This window comes from Pseudomonas sp. P1_F7 (assembly GCF_056405655.1).
In genome coordinates this window covers 343032-366338 of sequence record NZ_JBFUBR010000010.1, presented here as the reverse complement: position 1 = coordinate 366338, position 23307 = coordinate 343032, and the positions used below count along the sequence as shown (strand labels likewise).

22 protein-coding genes are annotated in these 23307 nt (G+C 60.4%); 6 read left to right on the top strand and 16 right to left on the bottom strand.

Going from position 1 to position 23307, the window contains the following annotated elements; translation table 11 throughout:
• Positions 1-243 precede the first annotated feature (243 nt).
• Entirely contained in the window at positions 244-453 is a 210-nt protein-coding gene (locus AC1D1M_RS17065; RefSeq protein WP_007954750.1) for a cold shock domain-containing protein, read from the bottom strand.
• Between the two features lie 236 nt (positions 454-689).
• Between AC1D1M_RS17065 and plsB the strand changes: the two genes are divergently transcribed.
• From plsB to AC1D1M_RS17050, 3 genes are read left to right on the top strand one after another with little or no spacing between them, the layout of a single operon-like run.
• On the top strand, positions 690-3194 hold the full coding sequence (gene plsB / locus AC1D1M_RS17060; RefSeq protein WP_477776546.1) for a glycerol-3-phosphate 1-O-acyltransferase PlsB: 2505 nt from the start codon (positions 690-692) through the stop codon (positions 3192-3194).
• Between the two features lie 51 nt (positions 3195-3245).
• Complete coding sequence (locus tag AC1D1M_RS17055; protein WP_477776545.1) at positions 3246-3644, top strand: YbaY family lipoprotein; 399 nt, start codon at positions 3246-3248, stop codon at positions 3642-3644.
• Positions 3645-3670: 26 nt separating this feature from the next.
• A complete protein-coding gene (locus AC1D1M_RS17050) occupies positions 3671-4360 on the top strand; it encodes a DUF4197 domain-containing protein (RefSeq protein WP_322616035.1) in 690 nt (229 codons plus the stop codon).
• Between the two features lie 70 nt (positions 4361-4430).
• Here the strand turns inward: AC1D1M_RS17050 and AC1D1M_RS17045 are convergent, their stop codons facing one another.
• The 3 genes from AC1D1M_RS17045 to AC1D1M_RS17035 all read right to left on the bottom strand — a co-directional run bounded on the left by AC1D1M_RS17045 (position 4431) and on the right by AC1D1M_RS17035 (position 9654).
• Positions 4431-4709 (bottom strand): DUF6124 family protein, encoded by a 279-nt coding sequence (locus AC1D1M_RS17045; RefSeq protein ID WP_477776544.1) that lies wholly within the window; start codon positions 4707-4709, stop codon positions 4431-4433.
• A 772-nt stretch (positions 4710-5481) separates the two neighbouring features.
• Complete coding sequence (locus AC1D1M_RS17040) at positions 5482-8547, bottom strand: efflux RND transporter permease subunit (RefSeq protein ID WP_477776543.1); 3066 nt, start codon at positions 8545-8547, stop codon at positions 5482-5484.
• A gap of 6 nt (positions 8548-8553) precedes the next feature.
• Positions 8554-9654 (bottom strand): efflux RND transporter periplasmic adaptor subunit, encoded by a 1101-nt coding sequence (locus AC1D1M_RS17035; RefSeq protein ID WP_477776542.1) that lies wholly within the window; start codon positions 9652-9654, stop codon positions 8554-8556.
• 93 nt (positions 9655-9747) lie between these two features.
• Between AC1D1M_RS17035 and AC1D1M_RS17030 the strand changes: the two genes are divergently transcribed.
• Positions 9748-10386, top strand: a complete 639-nt coding sequence (locus AC1D1M_RS17030) for a TetR/AcrR family transcriptional regulator (protein ID WP_477776541.1) — start codon at positions 9748-9750, stop codon at positions 10384-10386.
• 138 nt (positions 10387-10524) lie between these two features.
• On the opposite strand, the gene AC1D1M_RS17025 is transcribed toward AC1D1M_RS17030, so the two are convergent.
• On the bottom strand, positions 10525-11307 hold the full coding sequence (locus AC1D1M_RS17025; RefSeq protein WP_007995774.1) for a class I SAM-dependent methyltransferase: 783 nt from the start codon (positions 11305-11307) through the stop codon (positions 10525-10527).
• Between the two features lie 93 nt (positions 11308-11400).
• Between AC1D1M_RS17025 and AC1D1M_RS17020 the strand changes: the two genes are divergently transcribed.
• Positions 11401-12021, top strand: coding sequence for an energy transducer TonB (locus AC1D1M_RS17020; RefSeq protein WP_477776540.1), 621 nt, complete (start codon positions 11401-11403; stop codon positions 12019-12021).
• A gap of 27 nt (positions 12022-12048) precedes the next feature.
• Here AC1D1M_RS17020 and AC1D1M_RS17015 read toward each other — a convergent pair whose 3' ends face one another.
• From AC1D1M_RS17015 to ppc, 6 genes are all read right to left on the bottom strand, one after another.
• Positions 12049-12870 (bottom strand): isocitrate lyase/PEP mutase family protein, encoded by an 822-nt coding sequence (locus tag AC1D1M_RS17015; RefSeq protein ID WP_477776539.1) that lies wholly within the window; start codon positions 12868-12870, stop codon positions 12049-12051.
• 34 nt (positions 12871-12904) lie between these two features.
• The gene (locus AC1D1M_RS17010) at positions 12905-13765 is read right to left on the bottom strand and encodes a DUF72 domain-containing protein (protein ID WP_477776538.1); all 861 of its coding nucleotides are present in this window, start codon (positions 13763-13765) and stop codon (positions 12905-12907) included.
• Positions 13765-14070: a hypothetical protein gene (locus tag AC1D1M_RS17005; RefSeq protein ID WP_477776537.1), complete on the bottom strand. Its 306-nt coding sequence runs from the start codon at positions 14068-14070 to the stop codon at positions 13765-13767. The genes AC1D1M_RS17010 and AC1D1M_RS17005 overlap by 1 nt, the downstream gene beginning before the upstream one ends.
• A gap of 160 nt (positions 14071-14230) precedes the next feature.
• Entirely contained in the window at positions 14231-14905 is a 675-nt protein-coding gene (tsaB, locus tag AC1D1M_RS17000; protein WP_477776536.1) for a tRNA (adenosine(37)-N6)-threonylcarbamoyltransferase complex dimerization subunit type 1 TsaB, read from the bottom strand.
• 93 nt (positions 14906-14998) lie between these two features.
• Positions 14999-15646 (bottom strand): adenylate kinase, encoded by a 648-nt coding sequence (gene adk / locus AC1D1M_RS16995; protein ID WP_477776535.1) that lies wholly within the window; start codon positions 15644-15646, stop codon positions 14999-15001.
• Between the two features lie 288 nt (positions 15647-15934).
• A complete protein-coding gene (ppc, locus tag AC1D1M_RS16990) occupies positions 15935-18565 on the bottom strand; it encodes a phosphoenolpyruvate carboxylase (RefSeq protein WP_477776534.1) in 2631 nt (876 codons plus the stop codon).
• A 201-nt stretch (positions 18566-18766) separates the two neighbouring features.
• Here ppc and AC1D1M_RS16985 point away from each other — a divergent pair, with 201 nt between their 5' ends.
• Complete coding sequence (locus AC1D1M_RS16985; RefSeq protein WP_150754222.1) at positions 18767-19111, top strand: pilin assembly protein; 345 nt, start codon at positions 18767-18769, stop codon at positions 19109-19111.
• Positions 19112-19183: 72 nt separating this feature from the next.
• Here AC1D1M_RS16985 and AC1D1M_RS16980 read toward each other — a convergent pair whose 3' ends face one another.
• The 5 genes from AC1D1M_RS16980 to AC1D1M_RS16960 all read right to left on the bottom strand — a co-directional run bounded on the left by AC1D1M_RS16980 (position 19184) and on the right by AC1D1M_RS16960 (position 23220).
• Positions 19184-19513, bottom strand: a complete 330-nt coding sequence (locus AC1D1M_RS16980) for a PA3694 family proteiin (protein WP_008051386.1) — start codon at positions 19511-19513, stop codon at positions 19184-19186.
• Positions 19510-20424, bottom strand: coding sequence for an alpha/beta hydrolase (locus AC1D1M_RS16975; protein ID WP_477776533.1), 915 nt, complete (start codon positions 20422-20424; stop codon positions 19510-19512). The genes AC1D1M_RS16980 and AC1D1M_RS16975 overlap by 4 nt, the downstream gene beginning before the upstream one ends.
• Positions 20425-20480: 56 nt before the next feature.
• Positions 20481-21758 (bottom strand): flavohemoglobin expression-modulating QEGLA motif protein, encoded by a 1278-nt coding sequence (locus AC1D1M_RS16970; RefSeq protein ID WP_116265086.1) that lies wholly within the window; start codon positions 21756-21758, stop codon positions 20481-20483.
• A gap of 32 nt (positions 21759-21790) precedes the next feature.
• Positions 21791-22345: a hypothetical protein gene (locus AC1D1M_RS16965; RefSeq protein WP_477776532.1), complete on the bottom strand. Its 555-nt coding sequence runs from the start codon at positions 22343-22345 to the stop codon at positions 21791-21793.
• 158 nt (positions 22346-22503) lie between these two features.
• A complete protein-coding gene (locus AC1D1M_RS16960; RefSeq protein ID WP_046041074.1) occupies positions 22504-23220 on the bottom strand; it encodes a TetR/AcrR family transcriptional regulator in 717 nt (238 codons plus the stop codon).
• Positions 23221-23307: the final 87 nt, after the last annotated feature.

Here is a 23307-nt window from a genome sequence, read left to right as displayed (position 1 = left end):
TGCCCCTCGTCCAGTACCATGCTGGCAGCCTTGAGTTTGAACTCACTCGAATAAGATTTACGCATAACCCAACACCTCAGATTTGGGCGCCATCATAGCGCCCGATTGAAGTGTCCAAAATCATTAGGCCAGTTCAGCTTGCTCGCGATGAGGCCCTTTCAGTCAACATCCATGTTGAATGTCAGTCCGCTATCGCGAGCAAGCTCGCTCCCACAGTGTTTTTGGGTGTTCTGAAGATTTTGGTTACAAACCTACAACATCCTCAGCCTGCAACCCCTTCTGCCCTTCGACCACCGCATATTCAACCTGCTGGCCTTCGGTCAGCGAACGGTGGCCTTCGCCGCGAATCGCGCGGTAGTGCACGAACACGTCCACCCCGTCCTCGCGCTGAATGAAGCCGTAGCCTTTGGCGTCGTTGAACCACTTCACATTGCCGGTTTCGCGTGTTGCCATTTGTTCATACTCCCTTTTTATTATTGATCGGGCTTTTCGCAGGAAAGCCTCGGGAACGTCAGCCTGCGCATACCGGTCCCATGAGGGCAACGGCGACAGAGCGCCGAGTATATGACAGACGTTAAAACTCTCAACAAGAGTTTACTTTCGCGCTTTTTTGCCGATTTTCAGCGAATCCGGCACACTATCGGCCTCCCGAGCAAACGCTCGGTTTTATTCACTCACGCAGAAGCCGTATGACCCGCTCCCCGTTCCGCCGTCTTGTGTTTGGCACCCTGCGCCGACTGTTGTACCTCTGGGTTCGCTCCGAGACGATCAACCAGTCGTCGTTCACCCTTAACCTCGACCGCAGTCGTCCGGTGTTCTACGTCCTGCAAAACCCTTCGCTGACCGACCTCGCCGTGGTCGACACCGAATGCAGCAAGGCCGGCCTGCCGCGCCCGGTGCTGCCGGTATCGGTAGGCAACCTGCTGGAGCCTGCCGCGTTCTTCTACCTGACGCCGGATCCGGACTGGCTCGGTCGCCAGGACAAGCGCGGCGCACCGCCGACCCTGACCCGCCTGGTCAGCGCCCTGAGCCAGAACGCCGCCGAAGACGCGCAGATCATTCCGGTCAGCGTGTTCTGGGGCCAGTCGCCGGACAGTGAAAACAGCCCGTGGAAACTCCTGTTCGCCGACAGCTGGGCCGTTACCGGACGCCTGCGTCGGTTGCTGAGCATCATCGTGCTGGGACGCAAGACCCGCGTGCAGTTCTCCGCGCCGATCCACCTGCGCGAACTGATCGAACACAACAAGGGCCACGAGCGCACCGTGCGCATGGCCCAACGCATCCTGCGAGTGCACTTTCGCAACCTGAAGGCTGCGGTGATCGGCCCGGACATTTCCCACCGGCGCAATCTGGTCAAAGGCCTGCTCAACCAGCCGCAGGTCAAACAAGCGATCCTCGACGAAGCCGAACGCGAGAACATTTCACCGGAGAAAGCCAAAGCTCAAGCGCTACGCTACGGCAACGAAATCGCCTCGGACTACACCTACACTGCGATCCGTTTTATGGAAGTGGTGCTGAGCTGGTTCTGGAACAAGATCTACGACGGCATCAAGGTCAACCACATCGAGGGCGTGCAGAAGGTCGCCCAGGGTCACGAAGTGATCTACGTGCCGTGCCACCGCAGCCATATCGATTACCTGCTGCTGTCCTACCTGCTGTTCCGCAACGGCCTGACCCCGCCGCACATCGCCGCCGGCATCAACCTGAACATGCCGGTGATCGGCGGCCTGCTGCGTCGTGGCGGCGCGTTTTTCATGCGCCGAACGTTCAAGGGCAACCCGCTGTACACCTCGGTGTTCAACGAATACCTGCACACCCTGTTCACCAAGGGCTTCCCGGTGGAGTACTTCGTCGAGGGCGGCCGTTCGCGCACCGGGCGCATGCTGCAACCGAAAACCGGGATGCTGGCGATCACCCTGCGCAGCTTCCTGCGCTCATCGCGCATGCCCATCGTCTTCGTTCCGGTGTACATCGGCTACGAACGCGTACTGGAAGGCCGGACCTACCTCGGCGAGTTGCGCGGTGCGGCCAAGAAGAAAGAATCGATCTTCGATATTTTCAAAGTCATTGGCGCACTCAAGCAGCGCTTTGGCCAGGTAGCGGTGAACTTCGGTGAGCCGATCAAACTGGCGGAATTCCTCGACAGCGAACAGCCGGACTGGCGCAAACAGGAACTCGGCCCGCAGTTCAGACCCGCCTGGCTCAACGAAACCACCAACCGCCTCGGCGAGAAAGTCGCCCGGCATCTGAACGAAGCGGCGGCGATCAACCCGGTCAACCTCGTTGCGCTGGCGCTGCTGTCCACCAGCCGCCTGGCCCTGGACGACCGCGCCATGGCTCGGGTGCTCGACCTGTATCTGGCGCTGTTGCGCAAGGTGCCGTACTCGCCGCACACCACCCTCCCGGAAGGTGACGGCCGTGCGTTGATCGAGCACGTGAAGGACATGGACCTGCTGTCCGAGCAGAGCGATGCCCTGGGCAAGATTCTGTATCTGGACGAGCAGAACGCCGTCCTGATGACCTACTACCGCAACAACGTGCTGCACATCTTCGCGCTGCCGGCGCTATTGGCGAGCTTCTTCCAGAGCGCGTCGCGCATGAGCCGCGAACAGATCCTGCGCTACACCCGTGCGCTGTATCCGTACCTGCAAGCGGAGCTGTTCATTCGCTGGTCGCTGGACGAACTGGATGGGGTGATCGATCAATGGCTCGAAGCCTTCGTCGAGCAAGGCCTGCTGCGTTTCGAAAACGACGTGTACCTGCGTCCGGCGCCAAGCTCGCGGCATTTCGTGCTGCTGACCTTGCTGTCGAAAAGCATCGCCCAAACCCTGCAGCGCTTCTACATGACCGTGTCCCTGCTGCTCAACAGCGGTCAGAACAACATCAGCGCCGAAGAACTGGAAGACCTGTGCACGGTCATGGCCCAGCGCCTGTCGATCCTGCATGGCCTGAACGCCCCGGAATTCTTCGACAAGAGCCTGTTCCGCCACTTCATCCAGACCATGCTCGACCTCGATGTGCTCAAGCGCGACGAAGCGGGCAAGTTGAGCTACCACGAACTGCTCGGCGAACTGGCTGAAGGTGCGGCCAAACGGGTGTTGCCAGCGGAGATTCGCTTGTCGATCCGTCAGGTGGCATTGCATCGCAGTGAAGATGCGGCGGATCAACCCGCTCCACCGGTCGAAACCGTCTAGATTGATCAGGGCGCCAGTCGGTTCTGGTGCCCTCGATACGGAGATCTTTCAATGAAAAAACTGCCCCTGATCGTAGCCACCTTGCTGTTGACTGCCTGCCAGCATCCGACACCGGCGCCCAAGGCCTCCCTTGATGGTGAAGTCTTCTACCTGCAACGCATCGCATTGCCACCGAACGCGGTCCTCAGCGTCAGCCTGCAAGATATCTCACTGGCCGATGCCCCGGCGAAAGTCATTAACGAGCAACGCGGCCCGGTCAAAGGCCAGGTGCCGCTGCCCTTCCATCTCAGCTACGACCCGCTGACGGTAGAGCCCAACCACCGTTACTCTGTGAATGCGCGCATCGAAGTCGACGGCAAACTGATGTTCATCACCACCGAAAATCATGCCGTGCGCCTGGACGGCTCCGATCCACAACCCGTGAAGGTCCGTGTCGACCCGGCCCGCTAAGTGTTTTTTTGAAAAAGGAAGTTGCCATGCTCCGCCCTACCCTCCGTTTCGCCGGCCTTTGTGCAGGCTTGATGATCTCCGCCAGCGCCCTGGCGCTGTCCCTCAGCGACCTGTCGCAGAAAGACGCCACCGGCGGGCTCAAGGACGCGCTGACCCAAGGCGCACAACTGGCCGTAAAACAACTCGGCACCCCGGGCGGCTTCAGCAACAACCCGGACGTGAAAATCGAACTGCCGGGCAAACTGGGCAAAGTCGCCAGCAAAATGAAACAGTTCGGCATGGGTGATCAGGTCGATGAGCTGGAGGCCAGCATGAACAAGGCGGCCGAAACCGCCGTCACCCAGGCCCAGCCAATCCTTGTCGATGCCGTGAAGAAAATGACCGTTGAAGACGCCAAGGGCATCCTCAGCGGCGGCAACGACTCGGCCACCCAATACCTGAACAAGACCAGCCGCGAACAGATCCGCGCCAAGTTCCTGCCCATCGTCAAGCAAGCTACCGACAAGGTTGGCCTGGCCCAGCAGTACAACTCGTTCGCCGGACAAGCGGCGACCATGGGCGTAGTGGATGCGAAGAATGCCAACGTCGAAAACTACGTCACCGAGCAGGCACTGAATGGCTTGTTCGAGATGATCGGCAAACAGGAAGAAACCATCCGCCAGAACCCGGCGGCTGCGGCGACCAGTTTGGCGAAGAAGGTGTTTGGTTCGTTGTGATTTTTATCTAGCGGCAAAACCAGAAAAGCCCGCTGCAACTGTGAAGGTCAGCGGGCTTTTTCGTTCTCCATTACTGCGGATCAAGGCGATCCAACACGTCACTCACCGACAGTTGCGCCAGGACAATCATCTGCTGAATACCGAGCACCAGATTGCACGTCGGGCCAATCAGGCTGGATGACAACTCGGTCGCCATCACGTTGGCTGAGGCGAGGGTTTCGTAGGCGTGGACCAGCAGGGTTTCGGAATTAATGCCTGGGCGGATGGTGAAAATTGGGCAGGGGCGGTTTGAAGTGCCGGTATTTTCTTCGGACTCTGAAGTCGGGGGATTGGGGCTGGGTTTGATCATTGTGAAGCTCCTAACGAAAGTTGGAGCAGCCAGCATCACTTGCAGATGATGGGTGGCAGCTGTGTGCAGGTCTGCAAGACCGAGTCGTTAGGCAACCTCGGCAGACCCGAAGATCTCCCGCACACAGCCACCATAAATCGGTGGTCGCTAAAAAAGCGCCACGATTATAGGTGCGCCAGTGGGCGCCTAACAAACTATTGGCGGGCTTGCAGTCCCGGTCGCTGAATTGGCAGCGACCGTCAGAGGCTAGAGATCGTGCTTCCGACAGGCAACCTGAAAGTCTTGTGGGAATGGTCTGAATGGTTGGCATTGGCGATAAACACTGTTGACTGTTGGGCAGCCATCGCGAGCAAGCTCGCTCCCACAGAAGAGCAAAGGCCGAGCAGCCCACACCACCGCGTCGCTCTTCACCACTCATCAGGCCGAGCGTTAGCTCGCCTGCAGCTTTTGATCTTGATCCACCCGCCCCCTCGGGAGGCTGAGTGGAGGCGTTCATCCGGGGATGGGCGCGCAGCGCCGTTCGACGCAGTCGAACTCATTGCATGTAGGTCGTCGCGAAGCAGACCGGAGGGCAATGCCCCCGGATGAATGCCGGAGCGAAGGAACCCCGAGCCTAAGCGAGGGGCCGTACGTTCGGGGCGAGACCTTTGGTTCCTTTGGGGCGTCTGCCAAAGGGACTCGCCGTAAAGGCGAAACCATAAGTGGCCGTTACCGCAGAAACGGATATGTACTCAATCAACCAAGAGCCTGGTCGGCCCGAAGGCCGCCAAGGTCAAACCGACTCTTTGCGAACCCGGAACCAGGCGGCATAAAGGGCAGGCAAAAACAAAAGCGTCAACGCAGTGGCCACAATCAACCCCCCCATGATCGCCACCGCCATCGGCCCGAAAAACACACTGCGCGACAACGGAATCATCGCCAGCACCGCCGCCAGCGCCGTCAACACAATCGGCCGGAACCGCCGCACCGTCGCCTCGATAATCGCCTGCCAAGGCTTGAGCCCCGCAGCGATATCCTGCTCGATCTGATCCACCAGAATCACCGAGTTACGCATGATCATCCCGGACAACGCGATAGTCCCCAGCATGGCCACAAAACCGAACGGCTGACGGAACACCAATAGAAACAGCGTCACCCCGATCAACCCCAGCGGCGCCGTCAGGAACACCATCGCCGTGCGCGAAAAACTTCGCAGCTGCAGCATCAGCAAGGTCAACACCACCACGATGAACAATGGTACGCCGGCCTTCACCGAATTCTGTCCGCGCGCGGAGTCTTCCACCGTGCCACCGACATCCAGCAAATACCCGTCGGGCAATTCGGCACGGATCGGATCGAGGGTCGGCATGATCTGCTGCACCAGCGTCGCCGGTTGCTCCTTCCCATAGATGTCGGCACGAACCGTCACGTTAGGCAGGCGATTGCGGTGCCAGATGATGCCTTCTTCGAAGCCGTACTCCAGGGTCGCGATCTGCGACAGCGCGACACTGCGACCGTTATCGGTCGGCACCGCCAGGCTCGGCAGCAACGACAGTTCGGTGCGCTCATGCAAGGTGCCGCGCAGCAGAATCTCGATCAACTCGTTGTCTTCGCGGTACTGGCTGACGCTGGAACCGGTCAGGGAGCTTTGCAGGAACCTCGACAGATTCGCCGTGCTCACGCCCAACGCCCGCGCGCGGTCCTGATCGATGTTCAGGTACACCACCTTGCTCGGTTCTTCCCAATCGAGGTGGACGTTGACCACATGGGGGTTCTCGCGAACCTTGGCCGCGACTTTGCGCGCCAGCGCCCGGACTTCCTCGATGTGCTCCCCGGTCACCCGGAACTGCACTGGGTAGCCAACCGGCGGGCCGTTTTCCAGACGCGTAACCCGTGAGCGCAAGGCAGGGAATTGCTCATTGAGGGTGGAGATCAACCAGATACGCAGGGCTTCGCGTTCTTCGATGGTTTTCGCCAGGACGACAAACTGGGCGAAGCTCGCCGCCGGCAGTTGCTGATCCAGCGGCAGGTAAAAACGCGGCGAACCGGTACCGACGTAAGCCACATAATTGTCGATCCCCGCCTTGTCCTTGAGCAGCGCCTCGAGGCGTTTGACCTCGTCGGCGGTGTTGCTCAGCGAAGCGCCTTCGGCCAGTTTCAGGTCGACCATCAATTCCAGGCGACCCGATGCCGGGAAGAATTGCTGCGGTACAAACTTGAACAGCACGATGGAAGCGATGAACAACAGCACGGTCGCCGCGATCACGGTTTTGCGCCAGCGCACACACCACTCCACCAGACGCCGGACGCGCTGGTAGAACGGCGTGCCATAGGGATCGGGCTGGCCGGCACCGTGTTTGGCGGCGTGGATTTTCGCCAGGTCCGGCAGGAGTTTTTCCCCCAGATACGGCACAAAGACCACCGCGGCCACCCACGACGCCAACAGCGCGATGGTGACCACCTCGAAGATCGAACGGGTGTATTCGCCAGTGCCCGATTGCGCCGTGGCAATCGGCAGGAAGCCGGCCGCGGTGATCAGCGTACCGGTGAGCATCGGGAACGCGGTGCTGGTCCAGGCATAACTCGCCGCTTTGACCCGGTCGAAGCCCTGCTCCATTTTGATCGCCATCATTTCCACGGCGATGATCGCGTCGTCCACCAGCAAGCCCAGTGCCAGTACCAATGCACCGAGAGAAATCTTGTGCAGGCCGATGCCGAGGTAATACATGCTGGCAAACGTCATCGCCAGCACCAGCGGAATCGCCAGGGCCACCACCATGCCGGTGCGCACGCCGAGGGAGAAGAAGCTCACCAGCAACACGATGGCCAGCGCCTCGACCAGCACTTGCACGAACTCGCCAACACTGGTTTTCACCGCAGCCGGCTGGTCGGAGACTTTGCGCAGCTGCATGCCGGCCGGGAGGTTTTTCTGGATGCGGGCGAACTCGACTTCCAGTGCCTTGCCCAGCACCAGAATGTCACCGCCGTCCTTCATCGCTACCGCCAGACCGATGGCGTCTTGCGCCATGAAGCGCATGCGCGGCGCCGGTGGATCATTGAAACCACGCCGTACGTCGGCCACATCGGAGATGCGGAAGGTACGATCACCGACGCGGATCGGGAAGTTCTTGATCTCGTCGACCGTCTGAAAATTCCCTGTTACCCGTAGCTGCAATCGCTCGCTGCTGGTCTCGAAGAAACCTGCCGTGGACACCGCGTTCTGTTCTTCAAGGGCTTGCTGGACAGCCGCCAGCGGCAAGCCGAGGGTGGCGAGTTTGACGTTGGAGAGTTCGATCCAGATTTTCTCGTCCTGCAGGCCCAGCAGTTCGACCTTGCCCACATCCTTGACCCGTTGCAGCTGGATCTGGATGCGGTCGGCGTAATCCTTGAGCACGGCGTAGTCGAAACCCGCGCCGGTCAGGGCGTAGATATTGCCGAAAGTGGTGCCGAATTCATCGTTGAAGAACGGCCCCTGAATCCCCGGCGGCAAGGTATGACGAATGTCGCTGATCTTCTTGCGCACCTGATACCAGAGCTCCGGGATCTCCACCGAATGCATGGAGTCGCGCGCGATGAAGGTCACCTGGGACTCGCCGGGGCGGGAGAACGACACGATGCGCTCGTACTCACCGGTTTCCATCAATTTCTTTTCGATGCGTTCGGTGACCTGGCGCGAGACTTCCTCGGCGGTCGCTCCCGGCCAGTTGGTGCGAATCACCATGGCCTTGAAGGTGAACGGCGGGTCTTCGCTTTGGCCGAGCTTGGTGTAGGAAAGTGCGCCGACAATGGCCAGCAACAGCATCAGGAACAGGACGATCTGGCGATTACGCAGCGCCCATTCGGAAACGTTGAAGCGCATCGGGGCTTACTCCTTGTCCGCCAGATTGACCACGCGATTGGAGCGATCCACCGGGCGCACCTGCTGCCCTTCGAGAAGCACATGAACGCCGGCGGCCACGACCCAGTCGCTGGCGTTGAGCCCTTCGAGCACCGGAACGGTTTTCTCGCCGAAGGCACCGACCCGCACCGGGGCCTTTTTCAAGGTGTTATTTGCGCTGACGATCCAGACATAGGTCACGCCGTTTTCCGCCGTCAGCGCAGACAGCGGAACGGACAGTGGAACCACGTCGGCGGCCTGCACGAACACTCGGGCGCTCTGGCCCAATTCGACAGGAACCTTGCCGGAGCTGAAGGCAATGCGGGCCGCGAAGGTGCGCGATTTTGGATCAGCCGACGGCGACAGTTCACGGATACGCCCTTCGAAACGCTGGTCGGGCTGGGTCCAGAGTTCTACCGACACCGGTTCACCGACCTTGAAGCGGCCGAAGTTCTGCTCCGGCAGGCTGATCAACACTTCACGCTCGCCATCGGTGGCCAGTGTGAACACCGTTTGCCCGGCGGCCACGACTTGCCCGACTTCCACCAGACGTTTGGCCACGACGCCGTCCTGCGGCGCTCGCAACACGGCGTAACTGGCCTGGTTATTGGAGACGTTGAATTCGGCTTTGATTTGTTTGAGACGCGCCTCACCGGAGCGGTAGAGGTTTTCGTGATTGTCGTACTGCGAACGGCTGACCAGCTGACGCTCCATCAGGGTTTTATAGCGATCACGCTCGGCACGCACCATGCTCAAATTGGCTTCAGCGGCGGCAACCTGGGCGCGAGTGGCCTCCAGTTGCAGGCGCACGTCCTGGGGGTCGAGCTCCGCCAAGGGTTGATCGGCCTTGACCCGCTGCCCTTCCTCGACCAGTCGTCGGCTGACTTTGCCGCCGATACGGAACGCCAGGTCCGGCTCATACCGCGCGCGAACTTCACCGGGATAGCTTTCCATGGCCTGCACCGAAGGCTCTGGCTGGACCACCATGGCCGGGCGCACACTAACTTGCGGCGCCTCTTCGTGACCACACGCAGACAATAAAAAAGCCAGGGTGACTGGCAACGCGAGGGGCAAGGCATAGCGGAACATGGTGTAGGACCTTTCGCTAATGGTGCTTTGAATAATTATACTGAGCAGTATGTTATTAATAGCAAACTCACGAGTCCAGTAATAAAAACGAATATGCCAAACAATCTTTCAGCACCCAATGGCCCAGGCAGACCCAAGGATTTGGTCAAGCGCCAGGCGATTCTCGATGCGGCCAAAGCGCTGTTTCTGAGTAAGGGTTATGCCAATACCAGCATGGATGCCGTCGCAGCCGAGGCCGGTGTGTCGAAGCTGACGGTCTATAGCCACTTCAACGACAAGGAGACGCTGTTCTCCGCCGCCGTGATGGCCAAGTGCGAGGAGCAGTTGCCACCGCTGTTCTTCGAACTGCCGGAAGGCGTGGCCGTGGAAACCGTGCTGCTCAACATCGCGCGCGGTTTTCATCACCTGATCAACAGTGATGAATCCGTGAACCTGCACCGGTTGATGATGACTCTGGGCAGCCAGGACCCGAAACTCTCGCAGATCTTCTTCGAGGCCGGGCCCCAGCGCATGCTGCATGGCATGGAACGCCTGCTGAGCAAGATCGATGAAAGCGGCGTGTTGCGCATCGACAAACCGCACAACGCGGCCGAGCACTTCTTCTGCCTGCTCAAAGGTGCGGGGAATTTCCGTTTGCTATACGGCTGCGGCGAGCCGCCGGTTGGCGAAGAGGCGGAGAGCCATGTGCGGGAGGTGGTGGGGTTGTTTATGCGGGCTTATCGGCCTGAGTGAGCCTGATGGATTTGTGGTGACCGGGCCGACGCTATCGCGGGCAAGCCCGCTCCCACAGGGTCCGGGGTGATCTCATTTCTTGAACCCGGCACAAAACCTGTGGGAGCGTGGCTTGCCCGCGATGAAGGCGACTCGGTCTTAAGGCTTCAAAGCCTTCTTCGGATAGATGTCATACCGACTGGACTTGCCATCCAGCGCATGGCTCGGCTTCGGCCCGTCGATGCACGGCGCCTTGCGCGGACGCTTGACCACAACCCGGTGGCTGGCCAGGGCCAAGGCGGCTTCGAGCAATGCCGGCGCATCCGGATCATCGCCCACCAGCGGCCGGAACAGGCGCATTTCCTTCTTCACCAGTGCGGTTTTCTCACGGTGCGGGAACATCGGGTCAAGGTAGATCACCTGCGGCGGCTCGCCTTCCCAGTTGCGCATCACCTCGATCGAATTGCCCTTGAGCAAGCGCATGCGCGCCACGATCGGCGCCACGTCGAAATCTTCCGCGCCACGGGCCAGGCCATCTTCCAGCAAGGCGCCGATAAGCGGCTGACGCTCGATCAGGCTCATCTCGCAACCGAGGCTGGCCAGCACGAACGCGTCCTTGCCCAGCCCCGCCGTGGCATCCAGTACCCGCGGGCGCACGCCCTGGGCGACACCGACGGCCTTGGCGATCATCTGCCCGCTGCCACCGCCATACAACCGACGATGAGCCGCACCGCCCTCGACGAAGTCCACCCGCACCGGCCCCGGCGCATCCGGCCCCAGCTGTTGCAACTGCAAACCCTGGTCGCCCACCTGCAAGGCAAATTCGCCGTCCGCCACTTGCATCGGCAAGCCCAGGCGCTCGGCCCATTGCTCGGCTTGTGGCTCGAAAGCCGCGTCCAGGGCCTGGACATGGATGCGGCAGGCCGCAGGTTGATCAATCATCGGAAAACACGCTCAAAAAATTAATGATCGGCAAAAACTGCCGATAACAAAACTATCGAGCATTTTGCCAGAGCTGAGCGTCGACCGAGAGAAATGTCAGACATTCAATCCACAATCACAGGTTTTATCTCGCCTTACGGCGACTACAACCTGCGAAACACCCAGACACTGAGCGGCGTCAGCCACATCTGGCAGGATTTCTTTGCCCGGGCGCTGGCCGAACAGTCGGGTGAAGTGCTGCCGCAATCGCTGAACTTTCCACCGGTCGACCTCGAAAGCCCGGTGGAGCCGACCGTTGGCAGCGAGCTGCTGGCGCACATCGTGTCCCAGCGCGAATGCGAGGTGAAAGACAACGTAATCCGCCCGCCCGAGCCGCTGTTCCTGCCGATTGCCGAATTCGAGATGGACCTGGCCGACAAGCCGTTCCCACCATTCCCGGCGGACGAAATCGTCGCCCAGCAAAAACAGCAGGACTTCGAAAGTGGCTGGGTTCGCCCGATCGTGTTGAACGGTGGTCAGCCACTGCCGCAAGCCGCCGCTGCACCGCAACCGCGTCCGCTGCACCTGCCCATCGCCGAATTCGACCTCGACCTGCTCGACAAGCCGTTCCCGCCGTTCTCACCGGAAGAACGGGGGGAGCAGCAGAAACAACTCGATTTCGATAATGGCTGGGCCCGCCCAATCATCTTGCAGAACCTGCGTATCGCCGCCTGATCCTCAGCCGCGCCCCCTTCCCCACCCTCAGCCTTTAAAGAACTGATTGGCCTTCTGGTACGGCATCGACCGGGAAGTGAAACCGAACGTGCCTGACGTCTGGATTTCTTCGGCGGCGCGAAAGAATTCACCATAGGCCGCCAATGCCAGCGCCGAACCGACGCTGATGCGTTTGACGCCCATCTCACCCAACTGCGCGACCGTCAGCTTCAAGCCGCCCGACATCAACACATTCACCGGTTTTGGCGCCACGGCGCGCACCACCGCCAGTACATCCTCGGCGCTGCGCAAGCCGGGTGCGTAGAGCACATCGGCACCGGCCTCGGCGAATGCCTGCAAGCGGCGGATGGTGTCGGCTAGATCGGGATTGTCGTGCAGGAAGTTTTCCGCCCGGGCAGTCAACATAAAGTGGAACGGCAAACTGCGAGCGGCAGCCACAGCGGCTTCGATGCGCGCCACGGCGTGTTCGAAACAGTAGATCGGGCCTTCTTCGCGGCCGGTGGCGTCCTCGATCGAACCACCGACGGCTCCGGCCTCCGCCGCGCGCAAAATGCTTTTCGCGCAGTCGGCCGGGTTGTCGGCAAAGCCGTTTTCCAGGTCCACGGCAACCGGCAGGTCAGTGGCGGCGACAATCGCCTGAACGTTCATCAGGGTATCGTCGAGGGTCAATCCACCATCGGCACGCCCTTGGGAAAAGGCATAACCGGCACTGGTGGTCGCCAGCGCCTCGAAGCCGAGGCTGGCGAGCATCTTCGCCGAGCCGGCATCCCATGGATTGGGAATCACAAAAGCGCCGGGGCGTTCGTGAAGGGCTTTGAACGCCTGAGCTCGAAGGGTTTGCGCATCCATTGGGCAGGCTCCTGAAGAGGGGAAAGAATCCGCCTCAGAGCAGGCCAAGTTGCTCGGCGACGGGTTCTCTGTATAGCTCAGGCAGCGCCGGCAAGCCAGGCAAACGCAACATCAGTCTGGCGTGAAAGCGCTGCGCCAGTTTCGCGGCCAGCAGGTTGTCGGCCGTGTGCAGGAAGATATACGGCGTGCGGCCTTCTTCGATCCACACCGCGATTTTCTCGACCCATGGCTCCAGAAACGTATCGTTGGCCTCAAGCGTTGGATGGCCGATAAAACGCACCTGCGGGAATTGCGTGAATGCCGCAGGGCGCGGTGGCACCCGGGGCTTCTTCGATTGGGCGTGGAGCACCGAGGGCTCGGTCGAGGTGCAACTGAACAACGCACGGGGATCGAGACAGATGCGTTCGACTCCGCGATCCAGCAGCAGACGATTGAGCATTCGCTCGCTGTCACCCTTGGCGAAAAAGTCGTCATGCCGCACTTCCACGGCCAGCGGCCGCTGCAGGGCATCGATGAATCCGGCCAGTTCGGGCAAACGTTGGGGCGTGAAGCTTTTCGACAGCTGCAACCACAGTGGCGACACCCGCTCACCGAGTGGGCTGAGTAATTGCAAGAAAGTTTCGGCGGCGGTCAGTTGCTCGCGCAGATCTCCACCGTGGCTGATCTCACCGGGAAACTTGGCGGTGAAGCGAAAGTGTTCGGGCATGATCTCGGCCCAACGCTGCACGGTGTTGGCAGCCGGGCTCGCGTAGAAGGTCGTGTTGCCTTCTACGGCATTGAATACCTGGGAATAGAGATCAAGAAAGTCCGCGGTCTTGGCGTCCCGCGGATACAGGTAATCGCGCCAGGCGTTTTCGCTCCACGAGGGACAACCGAGGTAATACGGCAGCAACATCAGATGTACAGGTCGAGACCCAGCACATCCGCTTCCCAATCGACGAAACCGGCGGTACTCAGGTAGCTGGCCAGGGCTGTCGCCACGCTTTTGCTCATGGCACGGTGGTAAATCAGGTCTTGCTGACGGGCGGGTAGATTGCTCAGTTTTTGCGCAGAGGTTTTCGCAGCGCGGGCAGCCAGTTGCTCTTCAGTCGGGATTTCCAGCTCGCCTTCGATATCAATGGCGTCGTCTTCCACCACGCTACCTTTATGTGGCTTGCGCTTGATGGGGGAGGACTGAAAGGAAGCGCCGTCTATACGCATACGTGCATACTCGGAATCAGTGATGGCAGTTTAGTAGCGCATTACCCACTTCGCAAACCGCCGAGTGATAACTAGAACACATAAAAGGCAGAAGGTTTAAAAGCTGAGGTTAGAAAAAGATCTTCTGTAGGAGCTGCCGCAGGCTGCGATCTGTTAAGGCTTAACGCGCCTTGGGAGTCGCCACTTTATCGCGCAGATAAACCGGCTGCGCTTCGTCGGCCACGATCGCCTCGCCGCGTTCCCAGGCAAATCGCGCCAGGGTCAGCAGGTCTTCGGCGTGGGGCAGCATGCCCGCATCCTGCCCGCTCAGGCTGACGGCGATGCGCTCGCCATAGCCCCAACCGGTGCCTGCGCCGAACCATTCGCCGCTGGCATCGGTCGGCAATGCAGCGGACTCCGGCGGCAGTACCGCTTCAGCGCCCACCAGGCGCATCTCCCCGGCCGTTTCGCGGTAGCAACCCCAATACACTTCATCCATGCGCGCATCGATGGCGGCAGCGACCTGACTGGCGCCGTGTTCGCGCAACGCACGTTGCGCCAGCACGGCCAGGTTCGACACCGGCAGCACCGGCCGATCCAAGGCAAACGCCAGGCCCTGCACCACGCCGATGGCAATGCGCACGCCGGTGAAGGCGCCCGGGCCACGGCCGAACGCAATGGCATCGACCGCTTGCAGCGTGGTGCCCGCATCGGCCAGCAATTGCTTGATCATCGGCAACAGCTTCTGCGCGTGCAGGCGCGGGATCACCTCGTAATGGCTCGTGACCTTGCCGTCATGCAGCAAGGCAACGGAGCAAGCTTCGGTCGCGGTGTCCAGGGCCAGCAAGGTGCTCATCGATGTTTCCACAAGAGAGGTCAAAAAAAGTGCGTCAGTATAAACAACTACGGCCCGCAAGCGGGCCGTAGATGATGCTGCGGATCAGACTTTTCAGCTCAGCGCCGCAAGCACCTTGGCGGTGATCGCTTCAACCGAACCGACGCCTTCGATATGGCTGTACTGCGGCTTGCCATTGGCAGCCGCCAGCTTCTGGTAGAAATCCACCAGCGGCTTGGTCTGGGAGTGGTAGACCGACAGGCGATGACGCACGGTTTCTTCGGTGTCGTCCTTGCGCTGTACCAGCTCTTCACCGGTGACGTCGTCTTTGCCAGCAATTTTCGGCGGGTTGTAGACGATGTGGTACACGCGGCCGCTGGCCTCGTGAACACGGCGGCCGGCGATACGCTGGACGATTTCTTCGTCTTCGACGGCGATTTCAACCACGGCATCCAGCTCGACGCCGGCCGTCACCAAGGCTTCAGCCTGGGGAATGGTACGCGGGAAGCCGTCGAACAGGAAACCGTTGGCGCAGTCGGACTGAGCGATGCGGTCCTTGACCAGTGCGATGATCAGGTCATCGGATACCAGGCCACCGGCATCCATGATGCTCTTGGCCTTGATGCCCAGCTCGGTGCCGGCCTTGACCGCTGCACGCAGCATGTCGCCGGTGGAGATTTGCGGAATGCCGAATTTTTCGGTGATGAACTTAGCCTGAGTACCTTTACCGGCCCCGGGAGCTCCCAGCAGAATGACGCGCATCGATGTGCTCCTCAATTTTTTATATGGATAACGTCAGATTCGCCTCGTGGGGCCAATCTCAAAAATAGGGTCGTGACCGCCCAAACGGTCAAAGGCTGCTCAAGATACACAGCAGGCTGCGCCCACACAAGACGCCAAAAGTCGGAGAAACCGCTGCCTCTTGCGACCATTGCGCACAGTTTCCCAAGTCGCAACCCCATCATTAACTGTCGCCTGACAGCACTTTTCAACCCGTCAAACGACGGCATCCGGCTCACCTGCCGGATGCCTGACCCCACGGCAAAAACCTTAGCCGGTGTTACGCAAACCGGCGGCAATCCCCGCCACAGACACCAGCAAGGCCTGTTCTACCGGGCTGCCCTGCGCCACATCCTGCAATCGTGAACGGGCCAGCAACTCGGCCTGCAATAGATGAAGCGGGTCGAGGTAGGTGTTGCGCAAGCGGATGAACTCAAGGGTCGCCGGGCTATGTGCCAGCAGCTGCGACTGCCCGGTCAGGCCGAGAACGATGGTGCACGCCTGCGACAATAGGTCGCGTAAGTGCGCGCCCAATGGCAACAGATTCGGCTCCACCAGACGCTCATCGTAGGACTGTGCAATGTCGGCATCGGCTTTGGCCAGGACCATTTCCAGCATGTCGATGCGGGTGCGGAAGAACGGCCACTGCTCGCGCATTTGCCCCAGCAGTTCGCCTTCGCCACGCTCCAGTGCCTTGCTCAGGGCCGCTTCCCAACCCAGCCAGGCCGGCAGCATCAGGCGCGTCTGGGTCCAGCCGAAGATCCACGGAATCGCCCGCAGGCTTTCAATCCCGCCGGCCCGACGCTTGGCCGGGCGACTGCCCAGCGGCAAACGACCGAGTTCCTGTTCCGGTGTGGACTGGCGGAAATACTCCACGAACTGCGGATTTTCCCGCACCACGGCGCGATAGGCGCTGACACCGTCCGCGGCCAGCTCGTCCATCAAATGGCGCCACTCGGGCGTAGGTAGCGGCGGAGGCAGCAAGGTCGCCTCCAGCACGGCGGCCAGGTACAGATTGAGGTTTTGCTCGGCGATGTCCGGCAGGCCGAACTTGAATCGAATCATTTCGCCCTGTTCAGTGGTGCGGAAACGCCCCGCCACCGAACCCGGTGGCTGCGACAGGATCGCCGCGTGGGCCGGGCCGCCGCCTCGCCCCACGGTGCCGCCGCGACCGTGGAACAACAGCAGTTCCACTTGCTGTTCACTGCAGATATCCACCAGTCGCTCCTGCGCCCGGTATTGCGCCCAGGCCGCCGCGGTGGTGCCGGCGTCCTTGGCCGAGTCGGAATAGCCGATCATCACTTCCTGCGGCCCTTGCAGGCGCGCGCGATAACCCGGCAACAGCAGCAGCTTCTCGATCACCGGGCCGGCATTGTCGAGGTCAGCCAGGGTTTCAAACAGCGGCACCACGCGCATGGGCCGCAACACGCCGGACTCTTTGAGCAATAGCTGCACGGCGAGTACATCGGAAGCCGCACCAGCCATGGAAATCACATAGGAACCGAGGGATGCCTCTGGCGCAGCGGCGATTTCCCGGCAAGTCGCCAGCACCTCGGCGGTGTCGGCGGAAGGCTTGAAGTACGTCGGCAACAAGGGCCGACGATTGCTCAGTTCGCGCATCAGGAAGGCGATGCGCTCTTCTTCACTCCAGTCCTCGTAACGGCCGAGGCCAAGGTAGTCGGTGATTTCGGTCATCGCAGCGGTGTGCCGCGAGGAGTCCTGGCGCACATCCAGACGTACCAGGAACAGGCCGAAGGTTACTGCCCGACGCAGGCAATCGAGCAACGGCCCGTCGGCGATCACGCCCATGCCGCACTCGTGCAATGAGTGGTAGCAAAGCTCCAGCGGATCGAGCAGCTCGCGGTTGTTTTGCAGCACATCTGTTGGTGCCGGCGTTGGCGTCGACAACGAGGTGTGCGCCCAGTTACGCGTGGCGCGCAGGCGTTCGCGCAGCTGTTTGAGCACTGCCCGGTAAGGCTCGGCGCTGTCACCCGCCTTGGCCCTCAATTCATCGTTGGCCCGCTGCATCGACAGTTCAGCGGCCAGGTGATCGACATCCCGAAGGTACAAATCGGCTGCCATCCAACGCGCCAAGAGTAAAACTTCACGGGTAACCGCCGCTGTCACGTTCGGGTTGCCGTCGCGGTCACCGCCCATCCACGAGGCAAAGCGAATCGGTGCTGCCTCCAGTGGCAAGCGCAGGCCAGTAGCGGCGTGCAGGGCCTGATCGGCCTTGCGCAGATAATTGGGAATGGCCTGCCACAGCGAATGCTCGATTACCGCGAAACCCCACTTGGCTTCGTCCACCGGCGTCGGACGCGTGCGGCGAATTTCTTCGGTGTGCCAGGCTTCGGCGATCAGGCGCTGCAAGGTAGTCTTGATCTGCTCGCGCTCGGCACTGGTCAGGTCACGGTGATCCTGAGCCGCCAGTTGCGCGGCGATGGCGTCGTACTTCTGGATCAGAGTGCGGCGTGCAACTTCGGTGGGATGTGCCGTGAGTACCAGCTCGATCTCCAGCCGGCCCAGTTGCCGGGCCAGGGCTTCGGCGCCATGACCCTCGGCGCGCAGACGAGCGAGCAATTCCGGCAGCACCCGGGCTTCGAACGGCGCCTGTCGGGATTCCTCGCGACGGTGAATCAACTGGTATTGCTCGGCGATATTGGCCAGGTTGAGAAACTGGTTGAACGCCCGCGCCACTGGCAGCAATTCGTCTTCGGTCAGCTGGTTGAGGCTGGCGCTGAGTTCGGCGTCCATGGAACCGCGCCGGTCAGCCTTGGCGCCCTTGCGGATCTGCTCGATCTTGTCGAGAAAACCGTCGCCATATTGTTCACGAATGGTGTTGCCCAACAGCTCACCCAACAGGTGAACGTCCTCGCGCAAGCGTGCATCAATATCGGTCATCAGCAGGTCTCCAGCAAAAAATCCGGGCGGCTAGGAACCTAGAGAGTGCCGCTCCAGACCGGTTCTTACAAGCAAGACGACGAAGGGACTTTAAACCTTGCCTGTTGAAGCTAGTCTGAAGATAAGCCGCACAATGGCTATCGCCGGCCAATGCCGGACACTCACTCTGCCTGCCACGAGCGGGAGCGCAATGAGGTCAATATGAAAATCCGCGAGCTTGCCCACCACTGGGAAGAAAACGCCAAGGGGCGCCTGACCGACACCGGGTACTCGATTCATCTGGACGTGGAGTCTGCCGCACGGCTGGCCGCGCTCGTCGAGATGTACCCCAAGCGGCATCCCGAAGAACTGCTCGGCGATCTGATCGGCGCCGCGCTGGAAGAACTGGAAAGAAGCTTCCCGTACGTCAAAGGCACGACCGTGGTCGCCACCGATGAAGAAGGCGATCCGCTGTACGAAGACATCGGGCCGACCCCGCGCTTTCTGGCGCTGTCCCGTCGGCATTTGCACGACTTGTCGATGCCTGACGACAAACAGAAACACTGATTTTCCGCAGAACCTGTGGGAGCGAGCTTGCTCGCTCTCACATTGGGTTCTGCGCTGCACACAGGGACTACCTTACTGTTCCAGCTTCTGCGGCGTTTCCTGCCCCATGCAGCGCACGGCTTTTTTCTTGCTGTCGACCAGTACGCCGGTCAGGCCTTTCTGTTCCATGTCGAACAATACCAACACACCATCAATGCACTGCGCCACTTGCGCTGCTGGCTCCAGGGAGACTTTGTAGTCTTCGCCCGGAATGGTCTTGAGCATGGTGAATTCGTTGAGCAGCAACGCATCCTCAGGCTTGGCGAAGTGCAGGTAGCCGTACCACCACAAGGCACCGACGGTGCCGAGGATGCTGCAGATACCGGTGATGATCAGCGGGATGGCGTTACGTTCTTCACTCATTGCGGGCTCTCTGGTGGTTCATCTTCTGAATTCGGGGGCGTCGGGAAATTGGGAATCTCACCCAGGCGGCGCAGGCCGTTGAAATGTTGCGGGTCATCGAGATAACGCAGCATGACCTTGCGCCAGACCGGATTGGCGAACGTCTGCACATGACCGCCACGGGTCAGTTGCAGCACCCGCGGCGGCGGCGCAGCTTGATACAGTCGGATGCCGTTGGAAAGAGGCACGATCGGGTCGTCGATGCTGTGATAGAGCAGTTTCGGCACATCTTCAAGCTGCGCCATGGAGTTGATCGCGCTGTCGCCGTCCGGTACCAGCCACGACAACGGCACCTGCACCGGCCAGGTCAACCATGAAGTACTCAAGGCAAACTGACCGATGCTTCGGTAACTGGCGGGCACACCGTCGAGGACAATAGCCTTCAGTTGTTTCTGCCGTTCCGGGTGCTGAACCAGATAATGCACGGCCATCGAGCCACCGAGGCTCTGGCCGAGCAGGATCAGCGGCTTGCCTTTGGCCTCCGGCGCCTGGTCGAGCCATTTGAAGGCCGCATCGATGTCCTGATAGATCGCCGGCAGGCTCGGCTCGCCTTCAGACAAGCCATAACCGCGATAGTCCACGAGCAACACCTGGTAACCATTTTTCGGCAACCAAAAGCTCCCACCGAGGTGCATGGGCAGGTTTCCGCCGTTGCCGTGCAGGTGCAGCACCGTGCCTTTGACCTCGACCCCCTTCTTCGCCGGCAGCCACCACGCATTCAGCTTGAGGCCATCGGCGGTGTTCAAGGTGACGGTGCGGTATTCGAGCCCGGCCTTTTCCGGGGTGAACAACTGGCCGGGCTCCGGATAGAACAACAGCGAGCTGCAGCCGTTCAAGACCAGGAGAAGGCAGAGGATGCCGAGGATTCTCATCCGTTGAAACCTCGCAGTGAAGATTGGAATACATCCCCTGTGGGATAACACCAGCCTTACAGGATGTTCGAGTAATCCGCCTCGATCCGGTCCAGGCTCAGGTGGTTGAGGAAGTTGGAGAAGCACATCCACGCCGACAGCGCGTTCATGTCGCGGAACTGTTCAGGCAGGTACTTGGGCGGCACCACCAGGCCTTCGTCCACCAACTGACGCAAGGTACGCATGTCTTCCAGGGTGGTCTTGCCGCAGAACAACAGCGGTATCTGCTCCAACTTGCCTTTACGCACGGCCAGTTGAATGTAGTTGTAAATCATGATGAAGCCCTTGAGGTAGGACAAGTCTTTGGTAAATGGCAGACCTGTCGGCACCGAGCCGCGGAAAACACGGCTGGCGTTGCTGTAGCTCTCGGGCATTTCGAAACCTTGTTCGCGGAAGAACTCGAACACCTGCAGGAAGTCCGCGCCCTCCTCCACCATGTGGATCGCGCGGGTGCGGTTGGTCAGTTTGCGCAGGCGGCTCGGGTACGAGGCGAAGGTGATGATTTCCATCAGGATCGCCAGGCCTTCCTGGGTCACTGTCGACGAGGGCGGCCCCTTGGAGAGGAAGGTGCAGATCGGCTGGTTCAGGCCGTTGAGGGTGGTGCCGACATGCACCAGCCCTTCATGAACTTCCAGCGCCCGCACGTCGCGGTCGTTGAACATCGCGTCGGCGCGGATCTTGATGTAGTCGGCACCGGCCGCCGCATCGGCGACGATGCCGTCGGACTCGAACACCCGGATGGTTTCCTCGGCCTCGCCGAACACCTTGTTCAAGCGGTGTTGCAGCAGGTTGACGGCATCCTTGGCAGTCAACGTCTTCGGCTCATCCTTGAGGTCGCCACGGCCGTCGATGTTGTTCAGGTATTCGGACAGCATCATGCCCAGGTCGGACAGTGTCGGGTCGCCGGCGTGGAATGCGTCGGACGCGGCGCCGTACAACTCCTGGGAAATCAGGCCGAAATCCTCGGTGCCGCGCGCTTCGAGCATGCGCACCACCATGCGGTATTCCTTGCACATGCGCCGCATGATCTGGCCGACCGGGTTGAACTGACCGAGCTGGCGGGTGATGTCGCGCTCGATGTTCTGGAACTCCAGTTTCACCTTGCTCGAATCGAATGCCAGCGGCCGATTGAGGTAGTAGTCGCGGTCTACCGCCGGCATTTCCTTGCCCTTGGCCTTGAGGAAGCCCTTACGAATGTTGTCGTCCCACTTGACCGCATCGAGGACGCGGATCGGCGTCTGCGCCAGCACGATGCGATCGGACAAAATGCGTATCGACTGTTGGTAATCGTCCACGCGAAACTCCTGTAGAAACCTGTTTGTGCTGCTTATTTGGCTTTGGCCAGACGCTGGTAGCGTACGGCTTCGACGAATACATCGGAATTGGCCGGGTCGTCGAGGTAGGCAGCGACTTGATCCATGTGGCTGTCGATCAATACGCCATCGCCGTCGTTGGTCTGGAAGCTTTCACCGCTCAGGGCTTTTTGCTTCATGGCCTGGTTGATCTGGTCGAGGTCGAGGTTATAGACCACCAGCTCATGCTTGTCGGTCAGTTCAAACCCGCCAATGGTGAAATGCCCGCCGAACTGCGCCGGCACCTTCGCCGACAGGTACCAGCGATTGCCATGGTGCGACAGGGTGAACGGGTAGGCTTCACGTTCCTTGGGCCTGGCCCGGTAGTAGCTGACGGCCTGATAGCGGTTGTCGGCGATGCGGGTCAGTTCGAGGTTGAGCGGCTCGCCCCAGGCATTGGTGCTGGTCCATTTGCCGAGCAATCCTTTGGGCGCGGGTTCGCTTGTGGGCAGCGGTTCCTTGAAGGTCACCAGACAGCCACTGAGCAGCAGGAACGACAAGGCGATCACAACGACACGCCAGGCTTTCATCCAACACTCCCTATGAACATACGTCGCCCTGAAGTGGACACCTTCCCCTGTGGGAGCGAGCTTGCTCGCGATGGCGGCGTGTCTGGCAACACAGATGTTGAATGTCAGACCGCAATCGCGAGCAAGCTCGCTCCCACAGGGTGAAGCACCAGCCAGGCTTACACCGACGCCAGCACCAGGTGCATGTAGCGCGTCAGGATGCCGAGCATTTCCTCTTCGGCGGCAGGCTCGTCTACGTTGAGCAGCCCCTGATATTCCATCCGGCCGATAATCGCCGTCAACACCTTGGCATCCTGATGCGGCTCGCGCGAGCCCAGCACCTGGAACAGCTGGCAAGAGCCCTGCAACAGGATTTGCTGATGCGAGCGCACCAGTTCGGCCAGGCGCGGATTAAGCAACGCTTCCTGACGGAAAGCCTGCTCGGCCATCAAATGTTCACGGCGATTGACCAGTTGCCGATGAACGTAATCGGTCATCAGTCGTGCAATATCGTCCGCCAGTTTCGAGCGCGCCTGCGGGCTGCCATCGCCACTGTCGATCATTTCGCGCAACAAACCTTCGTTGTTCACCCACAGCTTGCCCATGTACGCCGCACTGCGTTCCACGTATTGGGCGAAGGTATCGGTGAGCAAGTCATCGATATCCTTGAAATAGTAAGTGGTCGCCGACAACGGCACTTGCGCCTCGGCGGCCACCGCACGGTGTCGTACGGCCCGTACACCGTCACGCACGACAATGCGCATGGCGGCATCCAGGATTTCCTGTCGTCGCTGTTCGCTGCCCTGTCGGCTGGCCTTGCGGCCCTGGTACTGAACGCTTTCAGCGACCGCAGTGGCGATACCCGCTGCACCTTCTTGAGCCATTGCACGAATCACGACAGGTATTTCCTCTCAGATGAAAGTAACAAGTTGATACGTTTGTACCAGACAGGCAATAAAAAGCCGCCTCAAAGGCGGCTTTTT